This is a genomic window from Paenibacillus sp. RC67 (genome assembly GCF_030020805.1).
GTDB lineage: Bacteria > Bacillota > Bacilli > Paenibacillales > NBRC-103111 > Paenibacillus_S.
Genome location: NZ_CP125098.1, coordinates 6,674,562 through 6,686,793, shown reverse-complemented (window position 1 = coordinate 6,686,793; position 12,232 = coordinate 6,674,562). Strand labels below are relative to the sequence as shown.

General features: G+C 47.1%; 11 protein-coding genes. All 11 read left to right on the top strand.

Annotated features, from left to right (window positions below; genetic code table 11):
• The first annotated feature begins 20 nt into the window (after nucleotides 1-20).
• The 11 genes from QMA13_RS30295 to QMA13_RS30245 all read left to right on the top strand — a co-directional run bounded on the left by QMA13_RS30295 (nucleotide 21) and on the right by QMA13_RS30245 (nucleotide 12,178).
• Nucleotides 21-851 (top strand): immunoglobulin-like domain-containing protein, encoded by an 831-nt coding sequence (locus tag QMA13_RS30295; protein WP_349254240.1) that lies wholly within the window; start codon nucleotides 21-23, stop codon nucleotides 849-851.
• 307 nt (nucleotides 852-1,158) lie between these two features.
• Nucleotides 1,159-1,485 carry a heterocycloanthracin/sonorensin family bacteriocin gene (locus QMA13_RS30290; protein ID WP_282937363.1) on the top strand — a complete coding sequence of 109 codons (327 nt, stop codon included), beginning with the start codon at nucleotides 1,159-1,161 and terminating at the stop codon, nucleotides 1,483-1,485.
• Between the two features lie 172 nt (nucleotides 1,486-1,657).
• Nucleotides 1,658-3,583 carry a putative thiazole-containing bacteriocin maturation protein gene (locus QMA13_RS30285; protein ID WP_282937362.1) on the top strand — a complete coding sequence of 642 codons (1,926 nt, stop codon included), beginning with the start codon at nucleotides 1,658-1,660 and terminating at the stop codon, nucleotides 3,581-3,583.
• Nucleotides 3,580-5,523 carry a TOMM precursor leader peptide-binding protein gene (locus QMA13_RS30280; protein WP_282937361.1) on the top strand — a complete coding sequence of 648 codons (1,944 nt, stop codon included), beginning with the start codon at nucleotides 3,580-3,582 and terminating at the stop codon, nucleotides 5,521-5,523. Before QMA13_RS30285 ends, QMA13_RS30280 begins: the two co-directional genes overlap by 4 nt.
• Nucleotides 5,524-5,543: 20 nt before the next feature.
• Entirely contained in the window at nucleotides 5,544-7,121 is a 1,578-nt protein-coding gene (locus QMA13_RS30275) for a SagB family peptide dehydrogenase (protein WP_282937360.1), read from the top strand.
• A gap of 254 nt (nucleotides 7,122-7,375) precedes the next feature.
• A complete protein-coding gene (locus QMA13_RS30270; protein WP_282937359.1) occupies nucleotides 7,376-7,759 on the top strand; it encodes an NUDIX domain-containing protein in 384 nt (127 codons plus the stop codon).
• Nucleotides 7,760-7,888: 129 nt separating this feature from the next.
• Nucleotides 7,889-8,317 carry a MarR family winged helix-turn-helix transcriptional regulator gene (locus QMA13_RS30265; RefSeq protein ID WP_282937358.1) on the top strand — a complete coding sequence of 143 codons (429 nt, stop codon included), beginning with the start codon at nucleotides 7,889-7,891 and terminating at the stop codon, nucleotides 8,315-8,317.
• Nucleotides 8,318-8,412: 95 nt separating this feature from the next.
• A complete protein-coding gene (locus QMA13_RS30260; protein ID WP_282937357.1) occupies nucleotides 8,413-9,291 on the top strand; it encodes an NAD(P)H-binding protein in 879 nt (292 codons plus the stop codon).
• Nucleotides 9,276-9,761: an anthrone oxygenase family protein gene (locus QMA13_RS30255; RefSeq protein WP_282943644.1), complete on the top strand. Its 486-nt coding sequence runs from the start codon at nucleotides 9,276-9,278 to the stop codon at nucleotides 9,759-9,761. The genes QMA13_RS30260 and QMA13_RS30255 overlap by 16 nt, the downstream gene beginning before the upstream one ends.
• Nucleotides 9,762-9,944: 183 nt before the next feature.
• Entirely contained in the window at nucleotides 9,945-10,997 is a 1,053-nt protein-coding gene (locus tag QMA13_RS30250) for an FUSC family protein (RefSeq protein ID WP_282937356.1), read from the top strand.
• Nucleotides 10,998-11,248: 251 nt separating this feature from the next.
• Nucleotides 11,249-12,178 carry a phosphotransferase gene (locus tag QMA13_RS30245; protein WP_282937355.1) on the top strand — a complete coding sequence of 310 codons (930 nt, stop codon included), beginning with the start codon at nucleotides 11,249-11,251 and terminating at the stop codon, nucleotides 12,176-12,178.
• Nucleotides 12,179-12,232 lie beyond the last annotated feature (54 nt).

The window sequence follows — 12,232 nt, the reverse complement described above, 5'->3', positions numbered from 1 at the left end:
AGGCGTTTGAATTGCAAGCCATGTTAGTTCTCTTAGTATGTGCTGCATTGGCATCTACAGATGTGTCCTTCTTAAAACAATACCCCAATTTTGAAAATAATCCTCCGTTTATTTTACCTGTTAATTTTGGTGAGGATTTAGATAAAAAAACGGGTTATGGGTCACCATCAGGACAATGGTTTCGTAGTGCGAAAGGAGGACATATTGGTTATTCCATGTCAGGGGGAGTTATGAGGCCCGGAGACCCTGTCTATGTGCTACTGAATGATAATCCAGCAAACCAAAAAGTCCGGTTCCGGTTATCCAAATTAAACAAAGAATACAAAACACTCTCAATCATAGATGAACAATCGACGAGTAGTGACGTTTCAAAGCAGATTCGTTATTCAACGAAATTACCTGAGGAGCAGGATGCATTATATTTGCTTAGTATTGAAGTTCTAAGTCCAAATTATGGAATTGAAGACAATTATGAAATTGAAGATACATTATTGGCGCCTATCCACGTTCCGAAACAAGAAATTAAGTCGTCTATAACCTTGAATAAGCATAGCTACACCAATCAGGATCAACTAAAGCTAAAAATAACGAATCAGGGTCCTACCGTCCTTCTTACAGGCTTGCCCTACAAATTGCAAAAATACAATACATCCACATCCAAGTGGGAGAATGCAAATATATTCAGACAATTTACATTGCAGGGCATCCGGCTAGAACCTGGAAAAAGCTACGAGCAGAAAATTAAAATAGATGATCTGGATAAGGGGAGATATCGAATTATAAAAAATGTGACTGTTCTGGAAATCAGTGAATTAAAGCAGACATTGATTGCTGAGTTTGAAATTGAATAGTACTCTCGCGAGCCGCATTTGACTAACGAGCGTGTTTTAGATGGTTCCTGAACTTATTAGGGATCATCTTTTTTTATCCGATAAAAGCATTGGAACTCTGCGCGTGCAGCGGCATCCAATCCTTGATCCTTCCCGTATGACCAAGCCGAAACAGCTTGTTTTGGTACAAATGCCCAATAAATGGGCGTTTGATTCAGTAACAAATGCGGAGATACTCCATAGATTGGAATTATGTTCAGAACAGTTCGATCTTACCTAAATGTACCCACATTGGTTATCAGAAAAAAACTATTGGAGGTTTTTACAAATGAATGAATTTCAAAATGATCTTCAACAATTGAGCGTTTCCCAATTTCAGTCCAGTGAGATGACGCCTTGGAACCAACAAGACCAGTACGCGACGGGGCAGTTTCCCGTTGGTGTAGAGGTGGATCCAGCAAGGCTATGTGTTGGCTTTGGCGGCTTTTGTGTAGGATTTTGCGGTGGGTTCGGCGGCTGCGGAGGTTTCGGCGGCTGTGGTGGGTTCGGGGGTTGCGGAGGTTGCGGCGGCTGTGGAGGTTGCGGTGGATTCCGCTGTGGCGGTTTCCGTTGTGGTGGATTTCGCTGCGGAGGTTGCGGTCATCGTTGTCGTTAATTCCCGTTTAATTGAACCGCAACGACTTGCGGAGGAAATGCCAGCCCCTGACAACGATAAGTTGTCAGGGGTTTTATTCATTACAGGCAAGGCATGTGGGACGAATTCATGTACATATAATATAGAAACCACGTACCATAAATTGGCAAAATACACCATTAGGAGGAGCGAAATGACAAGTTTAACCCCTGCTGCCCGCCTGAAAGTAAAGGAGGATACGTATTTCCTCCCTATATCGAACGACGGTGTGTATTTCCGGAATAACGTAGGCACATTCCGCATGGAAGGCGGGATGATCGATCGTTGGATTGAAAAACTGTTCCCCATGTTCAGTGGAGAACATACATTGGCTGATTTGACGAACGGGTTGTCGTCTCCGCATCGTGAAAGGGTGTATGAAATTGCAAACATCCTATATCAAAAAGGCTTGGTACGGGATGTGAGTAAAGACCGTCCTCATCAATTGACGAGCGGGATTATTCAAAAGCACGCTGCACAAATAGCTTTTTTAGAAAGCTTCGGTGATTCCGCAGCTTATCGGTTTCAGAGTTATCGGCAGGCCGGCGTATTAGCGGTTGGGTCCGGTCCGTTCTTCGTTGCACTGATTTCTGCTTTATTGGAGTCCGGACTGCAGAGGATCAACATGGTGATAACTAATTCTGCGCCGACGAATCGAGAGCGGATTGAGGCATTAGCAGAGCAAGCCCGCCTTACGGACCCCGAGGTGGTTCTTAAGGAGATCCCTTTGCGTGAAGAAGGAGCAGACGGTTGGAGAAACGTTATTCAGCCATTCCAAGCAATTCTGTATGTTTCTGAGGAGGGGGAAGTAGAGGAGTTCCGACTACTCCATTCGGCTTGCAGAGCAGAGAAGAAGATGCTGCTGCCGGCCATGTGTCTTCATCAGACAGGAATGGCGGGTCCGGTTGTACATCCTGAGTCGGAAGGATGCTGGGAATCAGCATGGCGCAGGGTTCATCAGTCCTCCGTATTTAAGGAACCTAAGCAGCATTACTTCTCATCCACCGCAGGCTCAATGCTTGCGAATGTCATTGTGTTTGAGCTGTTTAAATCCGCTACCGGAGAAGCAGCACTCAGAAACTCTTTTTTTCTGTTGGATCTGGAAACGTTGGAGGGAGGCTGGCATCCTTTTATACCGCATCCTTTGGTTCATGGGTTTGCGGAGCCGCAAGCGGTTAGAGCTTCTACTCTTGAGCTTTACAAGGAAGAAGGGAGCTCAGACCGTGATGCATCCAATCGTTTGCTGGCCTATTTGAATCAATTGACTTCACCCCATTCAGGGATTCTCCATATTTGGGAAGAGGGCAGCTTGAGGCAGCTTCCGCTTTCCCAGTGCCGTGTTCAGTCGGTTGACCCGTTAGCGGAGGGGCCTGCAGGACTGCTGCCGGAGCAAATCGGTACCGGTCTGACGCATGAGGAAGCGCGGAGCGAAGCAGGATTGATAGGGATTGAAGCGTATGTATCCCGATTGGCTGGTAAGCTTGTGACTACGCAAGAAATTGTGGGTGTTGGTGTAGGGAGAACATCGGCAGAAGCCATACTGCGTGGATTACAAGCCAATGTAGCCCAACAGATGGCTATGACGCAGGAGGTTCAGAGGCAATCTGCCACACAGGTACAGTTAAGCAGAGTGGAAGAACCAAGATGTCGGTATTATTTGCAGGCTTTGACTGCTATGGGAAGAGAACCGGTGATCGGTCTGGGTGAGGAAATATCGGGTTTCCCTACGGTTTGGGTCGGTACAGCGGATGGTTGGTATGGCAGTATCGGATTAAATAAGACAACGGCTTTGCAGAAGGCGCTAAAAGCAGCGCTGCAGAAGGTGCAGAATCACTCCGACTACCCAGCGGCACAAGTGGTAGAAGCTCCATCCGTGCGACTTGGAGAAGGGGCTATGGTTGACCTTGTGATCCCATCGAGTGAAGGAATCACACAAACGGGAGCTTTACAGGAAGCTTTACAAATTTTAAAAAAGAACGGCAAGCAGCTCTACGTTGTAGATCTGGCGGTAGAGCCGTTCTTGAAAGAGGAACTTAAAGGAGTGTTTGGAGTGCTGCTGCGAGAGGGGGAGTCTCGGTGAACACTAGGGTAGCTGTTATTGGAGAAGGCAGATTGGCGGATTTTGTCTGCAATGAGCTGTCTGCCATATGCCAGCTTGTCCGCTTAAGTGATTTCAGGGGAGGAATTCCGGAAGCGGTCAATTTCGCCTTGGTGCTGCACGATGCATGGCATCCTGCTGTTCATCGGGAAGCGGAGGAACGATTCCGAGAAGCTGGCATTCCTTGGCTGCGCGGTTTCGTTGTCTTTGGTGAAGGCGTAGTCGGACCGCTCGTACGGCCAGCTGTGTCCGGATGCTCGCTCTGTGCAGACACCCGGCATCTCTTGGCGGGACGTGACCGCAAGGAAATGTGGATGCTCGAGCAGCGTCTGACGGAGACTGGGGGAATTCCTCACGACGCTTGGGCATCGGGTACAGGGCTTTTACAAATGACGCAATGGCTTGTGACAGAGTCGCAGAAGGTCCTTCAGGGTAAACGATCCCGGTTGGAAGAGCGGATGCTTCTCATGGATATGAAAACATTGAGTGCCACCAGCCACTTCTTTCTTGCTGATCCGCTATGTCCTGCTTGCAGCCCTTTGCTGGAAGACACGCCGGAGAGGGCAAGCATTTCGCTTCAACCAAGTCCTAAGATCAATGGGAAAAGTTACCGCAGCCGGTCGTTAGATGAGCTTGGGAGCTTTTTGGTTAAAGAGTATCTGGATTATAAGACTGGCTTTTTGAATGGGAAAATGGTGGATCTCGTTTCCCCTTTTGCTGATGTGAGTGTAAATCTTCCGTTGTTTGATCAGGATGAGCCAACGGCAGGCCGTACGCATTCCTATGCGGAGAGCGAGATGACGGCTATTATGGAGGGCTTGGAGAGATACTGCGGTATGGCTCCCCGTGGCAAAAGGCCGATGATCCACGATAGCTACCGCAATCTGGTCGACCATGCGCTGGATCCCGCCACAGTAGGATTATACTCGAAAGAACAGTATGAGCAGCCTCATTTTCCTTTCAGACCCTTTGATCCTGATGAGCCGATGGAGTGGTTATGGGGTTATTCGTTTGGCCGGCAAAATCCAATTCTGGTTCCGCAGCAGCTTGCTTATTACAGCTCGCCTTGCGGAAATGGATTTATCTATGAAACGTCCAACGGCTGTGCGTTGGGAGGCAGCTTAGAGGAGGCTATATTTTACGGCATCATGGAGGTTGTGGAGCGAGATGCTTTCCTGATGACTTGGTACGCGCAGCTGCCCCTTCCTCGGCTTGATCCTCATTCCGCAGGTGATACGGAACTGGAGCTCATGATCAACCGTTTGCAGATGGTGGCCGGATTCGATGTGTACTTGTATAACGCGACAATGGAAAATGGAATTTCGAGCGTGTGGGCAGTGGCCAAAAACATGAAACCCAAAGGGGTAAATCTGATTTGCGCAGCAGGAGCGCATCCGGATCCAGTTCGCGCAGCGAAGAGTGCAATTCATGAATTATCGGGGATGATGCTGACGCTGAACGGAAAGTTCGAGGAAAACGAGGAACAGTATAGGCAAATGCTTCATGACCCGTTATTGGTGCGCTCTATGGAAGATCACTCTATGCTTTACAGCTTACATGAGGCAGAGGAGCGTCTACAATTCCTATTAGAGGAAAACCGGCCTATGCGGTCGTTCCAAGAGGAATTCAAACAGGCTCCAATGCATCCGGATTTGACTGATGATTTGAAGGATGTCCTTCAAGCGTTCCGCCAATTGAATCTCGATGTGATCGTCGTCGATCAGACGACTCCGGAGTTAAAACGCAATAGATTGCACTGTGTAAAGGTGCTGATTCCGGGAATGCTCCCGATGACGTTCGGTCATCATCTCATTCGGGTGGCAGATCTGGATAGAGTGTTAAAGGTACCGGCCCAACTCGGTTATGTTAAGCAGCCGTTGCTCTTGGAACAGCTTAATCCGCATCCGCATCCGTTCCCTTAAATGACTAAGGAGGAAGGAAGATGAGTCTGGAAAAATTCCTGAGCAGCCTTCATTCGAATACTGACGATTCCAAACCGCCGGATTGGGAAGTCGATTGGGACGATGCGCCGCTTACATATAAGCTATATCGCAGCTTGCCGGTCATTTCTTTATCACCGGAAATACCGTTGTCGCTGTATAGGCATGAATCGCCCCCCAATCCGGATCTGACAACCATCGGTCATCTTCTATGGTATGTATATGGGGTTAGCCGAATAAGCCAATTCCCTGCATACAATGCCAGGGACTATACAGCTGCCCCTGTCCAAATGTACCGACGATTTGTTCCTTCAGGCGGCGGGTTATATCCGAACGAGCTATATATATACTTGAAGATTGAAGAAGCTCCGACCGGAGTGTATCATTACGACGCCGCCCATCATCGGCTGGAACTGCTCCGTGAGGCGAATTTCGATTCTTACCTGACCCGGGCACTGGGCAACCGAAGCGATGTAACGGGTTGTTTTGCAACCGTATTTGTTTCGGTTATGTTTTGGAAAAATTTTTATAAATACCATAACTTTGCTTATCGATTGCAAGGTTTGGATTCCGGTGTATTGATAGGTCAAATGCTTGAAGTGGCAGGACGGTTCGGTTACGAATCCAGCGTCTATTTTCAATTTCTGGACCGGGCGGTCAATCATCTGCTTGGGGTCTCCGATCAAGAGGAGAGTGTGTATGCCGTGATCCCTCTTTCGGCGGAGCACATGAAATCTCAGTTCCGTGATGAAGCGAACGGAGAGTGGGAAGGCTCCGCGGTTGACTTGTGCCGGGAGCTTCCAGCTGTTTGGCATGAACATTACGTGCGATCACGAACCATTAAGGAATATCCGATGCTGACCAGGATGAACGAAGCCGCCATGCAGGATTCCGCAGGTTCGTTTGGGCATCCCAGTGCGGTCAGACCTGTAGAAAGCGGAGTACAGGTGGCATATATGCCCCTCGTGGACCATTTGACCCATGATCTGGCTTCGATTTGTCAAAAGCGGTATTCGCCAGAGTCGGATTTTGTTTTGAGGAAAGTGACGCAGTCGGACGTGGCAGCGCTGTTTCAAGAGGCGACGGCATCCTTAACGCATGACGATGATTTGTTAGGTCCCAATGAAAATGCCGCATCTCGTCTTTCGCTGTACTGTTGTTTGTATCATGTTGAAGGCATTCCGGACGGCGCTTATCGCTATGACAGCTCTGCCCATTTGATGCGCAGGGTAGCTCCAGGTGATCATCGGCCGCGATTGCAGAGCGGAATGTCTATAGATAACGTCAATTTGTTTCAAGTACCGATCTGTGTGCATGTGGTTGGTGACCGTGATTATCACAAATCCGCACTAGGGCTGCGGGGATACCGAATTCAGCAGATGGAAGCGGGAATGCTTGTACAAAGACTGTTGCTAGCGGCGTCGGCGATCGGAATGGGGGGGCGGCCTTTGCTTGGGTTTAATCCGGCTATTTGTGATGATCTATACCGATTGAATGAGCAAGGAAAAACCAGTCTGATCCAGATCCCGATCGGTCCCTATCGTCAGCGTCCTCGTCTGGAAGCGGGCCTGCACAGCTAACCAATAGTTGGATGATTGTAGAGTAAGTGAATCTCGCAACGTTCTCTCCTAAAAATAGAGGCTGCCGACGTGGAGATCGGTAGCCTTTGCTTTGTTAAGAGGAGCTATTAGCAATAAAATGTTGAAGGATATGGTGAATTAAGTAGATATTTATTAGTGTGGGATGCAGGACATTTTATCAGGGAGGTATATGAAATGACTATAAAGTTTAGACATATTGCCCGAGCTTTAATTATTGATCACAATCACATACTGTGATCGCTCGTATGAAAGGAGCTCATTCATTTTTACCAGGAGGTGGCGTTGATCTTGGGGAAAGTGCTCAAACGGCCCTCAAAAGAGAGTTAGAAGAGGAACTATGCGTGACTGCTTGTGAGGTAATCCGGTTTCTTGGAGTCATTGAATTTGGAATGAAAGAAAAAAATTATCACGAAATAAACCATTTATTCGAAGTCAGATGTAACGAGCTATCTGCGAATGTTCCTCCCAAATCACTAGAATCACATCTTGAGTTTTATTGGGTGGAACCTACGTTAGAGAAGCTTAAGCAGCATGATGTCTCACCCTATCTTGTGCAAGAACTCATTCCCCAAGTGTTAAGCGAGGATAAACCTTTATGGGTAAGCAATATGGATTGATATTGTACTAAAGGGAGGGGCATTCAATAAAGCAGTAATGATATTGATTAAAATTGGACTTTACATTATTTTGAAAATATATTATATTTGTATGCGCAAGCAATTATTTTTGAAAACGAGGTAAGAACCATGCTGGAGACCTATTTAAAAGAATGCCTGTACTTTACCGCCAACCGACTAGGTCGAGTCATTACCAAAATGGCAGAAGATGAGTTTGCTGCTAGCGGTTTATCACCCACATCTGCCTTTTTATTGATGGCTGTTTTTGAAAAGGAAGGGATTTCGCAGAAAGAGTTAGGTGAAATTCTCCATCTGCAACCGTCAACAGTGACCCGACTTATTGAGAAGCTTATCATCAAGGGATTGATCACCAATCGTGTGGAAGGGAGATTATCGCTTATTTTTTCCACGGAAAAAGGTAAGGCTTTGGAAGAAAGTATCAACGAGTGCTGGAACAACCTTCGTAAACGGTACGCCGAATTATTGGGAGAACAGGAAGGGGATGAACTGTCACTTCATCTTTATAAAGTGAGTGATCAATTAGAAAATATGGAATGAGGGCTCATTCTTTATTTAGGTTAATAGTTGCTTGCGCAAACAATAATAATTAAAAAGCAATGCGAATACAATACATTATCTAAAGGAGAGATCATATGAACAATGATGGAGTTAAAAAGGTAGCTGTCGAGGATATGAAGCCGATTTTGATTCTTGGCGGCACAGGCAAGACCGGTCGTCGTGTGGCAGAGCGGCTGACGGCACGCGGCCTGCCGATACGAATCGGTTCGCGTTCGGGCGAACCGGCATTTGATTGGGAGAAGCAATCCACCTGGGAATCGTCCCTACGGGACGTGGGAGCGGTGTATATAACCTATTACCCTGATCTGGCACTACCTGGTGCCGCAGCAGCAATTGGTGCTTTCGCCGAGCTGGCGGTTAAAAATGGGATCAAGAGACTGGTTCTGTTATCCGGCCGAGGTGAAGAAGAGGCTCAACGGAGTGAGCAGGCATTACGGAACTCTGGTGCAGACTGGACGATCCTGCGGGCCAGCTGGTTCTGCCAAAATTTCAGCGAGAGCTTCCTGCTTGAGTCCGTGCTCAGCGGCACGGTCGCTCTTCCGGCTGCTGACGTGGCGGAGCCGTTTATTGATGCGGAGGATATCGCAGATGTCGCAGCAGCAGCTTTGACCGAGGACGGACACGTCGGCCAGCTTTACGAGTTAACTGGTCCGCGTGCACTGACCTTTGCGGAAGCGACTGTAGAAATTGCAAAAGCGAGCGGCAGGCAAGTCCGTTACGTAGAAGTTTCAGCAGATCAGTTCATCTCTATGCTGGCTCAAGAGGATATACCGGCTGAATTCATGGAGCTGCTGACCGATTTGTTCACCAAGGTCTTGGACGGTCGCAACTCCCACCTGACAGACGGCGTTCAACGCGCCCTAGGCCGAGAGCCACGGGGGTTTGCCGACTACGCTCGAGATGCTGCCGCTACCGGCGTTTGGGGAGGTTCAAGAAGATGGAACGCTTGCTAAATGGCTTGACCCTTTTCTCAGCTCTTGGTTCCGGATTGATAGCCGGATTATTCTTCGCCTTCTCCACCTTCGTGATGACCGCCTTAACTCGAATTCCTGCATCACAAGGAATTGCGGCCATGCAGTCGATCAATATCACAATACTCAATCCTTTGTTTGGGTTGGTCTTTGCCGGAACGGCCCTAGCGTCTGTCGTCCTAACTATCGTCTCCTTCCTCAGGTGGGGCGAAGCCGGAGCAAGCTATCTGCTTGCAGGCAGCTTGCTCTATCTCATAGGCTCCTTTCTGGTGACAATGGTGTTCAACGTTCCGCTGAACGATGCGCTTGCTGCCGTAGATCCAAGCAGTGCTCAAGGTGCTGATTTATGGACTCGATACACGGCCAGCTGGACGGCCTGGAATCATGTGCGCACGGTAGCTTCTCTTGCCTCACTCCTATCATTTATCCTCGCATACCGACACTGGGGCTAACTTATTTCCATAACAAAAAAATACAGTTCGAAATTAAGTAAGGCTGCCGAGTCAATGGATCGGCAGTCTTTTTTGCTTAGAAGCAGTTGAACGATGTACAAGGAATTTTGAAACTTTAAGCGAACCATTTAATATTAAAGCACGTTGAAGAAATCATTCACCATGGAAGGAGATCTGCACCAGGTGGATAGCAAAAAGCATTTGACCCAAGCACTTCATTGGTCTAAAGAGGCCGAGGTGGATCTTGCCGAAATCATTTCCTCTTGTATAGGCATGGCCGGTCCTGTAGTCCTCTTTGCAGCAATGGGCTATCTCCAGCTTGGTTTGGTGGCATCGCTTGGTAGCCTGGCAGTAGGCGGAGTGAAGGGGGGCTCGAACCTTCGAAATCTGACAAAAGAGTGGGCTTTCGCGCTACTGCCGGCTGTCTTGGCTTCCGTTTTGGCTTTTCTCTTGATTGACCATGGCTGGCTATCGGATACTGGTGTAATCCTGCTGGCGATTCTTGCGGCTATGATTGGCGGGTACAGCCGTGAGCTCATCGTCTCTACAACGCGGTTCATCCTGTTTTTGACCATCGCCATTAATGTGTTCAGTGCTGCGCCGCATGCTGCAGAGCTTCTTTTATTCATCCTTGCGGGTGCAATTTGGCGAACTATTCTTAGCTTTGTACTAGATAGGTTTTTAAGCTGGAAACGCCGCAACGACGCTTCACCGACTGAGACTTTGACACCGTCCGCATTGCAAAAATTCAAACGTTGGAAAAGGTCGCTTACACAGCTATCCGGCTGGCAGTATACGCTTAGACTGGGGTTATGTTTGTGTGCAGCTGAGGGGCTACGATGGTTATGGCCCAATCATCATTTTTATTGGATCGTATTGACCGTGGCGATCTTAATCGAACGGAAAATAGACCCCATCCCGATAAAAACTATACAGAGAGTACTAGGAACGGTTATCGGAGTGATCGTTGTAAGCTCCATTTTTTTATTTACGCTTCCCGTCTGGGTGGTAATCGTCATAATTGGGCTACTCGCGGCATTGAGACCGCTGTTGAAGGTTAGAAATTATCTCCTATATTCAGCGACCATGACCCCGCTAATTTTTTTACTTATGGGTGCGGGCCAAACTATCGAATTTAAAGTTCTTATAGACCGCGTAATGGCTACGCTCATTGGAGCATGCCTCGTTATATTGGTTAATCTGCTATTTAATCGGGTTATACCTAAGCAAGCGTAGTGCGATTTGATCTAATTAATGCGCCCGACCTCTTATCGAACAGCGAAAAAAACCTTTGGATTGAACTCCGAAGGTTTTTTGTATGTCTATTTTTTCCAAGACCTTATTCAACATCATATCAAAACAGAAAGAAACAGTCTATACTTTCCGCTGGATTTTATTTACATTTAGATTGCCGGCAAAAACAAGGAATGGAGTGCTGCTCATTGGAATTTATTTGTCACCTCAATAAAATAGATTTACAAGAGTACATGAAGAATGTCTTTGGTATCAGTTATTTGGTTGCAGATGTATCCAGAATGCATGGGGGCGCACAGAAGGTCGTTTACAAGATCGATTGCACTAACGGATTTTCTTTCGTTCTGTATGTGTGGGATCTTACCAAGAATTATTTTGAGGAAGAAAAGAACAATGAAAATAGGACGGAGCAGTCCTACGGCAGTGACTTATTTGAAATAAATAACAAGTATTTCATACAGCATGGGATTAAGACCCCTCATCTTTGGTATCTGAATAAGGAAAAGAATCCGTATCCCTTTGACTTTGCATTCGTTGAATATATAGATGGACAAAAGGCAGAAGCCTACTTCCAGCATTCCGATAGAGGTGTTCAAAATAAAGTGTTTCAGCGGTTGGGAGACATGCTGGAGGCTATGCATACGGATGTAAGAACTACTTACGGGAAGCTGAATCAAGATGTCATCCACAAAGAGGCTTGTCATCTGTTGAAACTAGAGAACGCTAAGCTGCAGCTGTCCTATGCTTCTCGTTATATCGATAGCATTAGGGCTAATGAAAGCAAACTGCTTGATACTTTGTATAAGCTTGAGGCAAGAATTGAACCTAGACAGCGCTATGGATTTATACATGGGGAGCTAGGTCCTGACCACGTAATGGTTAGTGACGATCTAGAACCTTACCTGATAGATATCGAAGGAGCAGCATTTTTTGATATTGAGCATGAACACAGCTTCTTAAAATTTCGGTTTGGGGATTATTATAGATATCTGATGCAGGATACTCTCGATCCTAACAGGATGGTTTTCTATCAATTCCATCATCATCTATCTTTAACCTCAGGTGGTTTGAAGCTGCTTCATAGAGGCTTTCCGGATCAGTCATTTGCCAAAAATCTCGCTGAGAGCCATTCCCAAAGAGCATTGCGATTTATTGAAGGATGATGTTACACGGTATGGAAGGTGGAGACACGCTCTACAATCAAACGTCAGGTTTCA

Bases quoted from the DNA above. Each gene is read 5' to 3' on its own strand.
- QMA13_RS30295 (WP_349254240.1), top strand. From the start codon at position 21: ATGTTAGTTCTCTTAGTATGTGCTGCATTGGCATCTACAGATGTGTCC.
- QMA13_RS30290 (WP_282937363.1), top strand. From the start codon at position 1,159: ATGAATGAATTTCAAAATGATCTTCAACAATTGAGCGTTTCCCAATTT.
- QMA13_RS30285 (WP_282937362.1), top strand. From the start codon at position 1,658: ATGACAAGTTTAACCCCTGCTGCCCGCCTGAAAGTAAAGGAGGATACG.
- QMA13_RS30275 (WP_282937360.1), top strand. From the start codon at position 5,544: ATGAGTCTGGAAAAATTCCTGAGCAGCCTTCATTCGAATACTGACGAT.
- QMA13_RS30265 (WP_282937358.1), top strand. From the start codon at position 7,889: ATGCTGGAGACCTATTTAAAAGAATGCCTGTACTTTACCGCCAACCGA.
- QMA13_RS30260 (WP_282937357.1), top strand. From the start codon at position 8,413: ATGAACAATGATGGAGTTAAAAAGGTAGCTGTCGAGGATATGAAGCCG.
- QMA13_RS30255 (WP_282943644.1), top strand. From the start codon at position 9,276: ATGGAACGCTTGCTAAATGGCTTGACCCTTTTCTCAGCTCTTGGTTCC.
- QMA13_RS30245 (WP_282937355.1), top strand. From the start codon at position 11,249: ATGAAGAATGTCTTTGGTATCAGTTATTTGGTTGCAGATGTATCCAGA.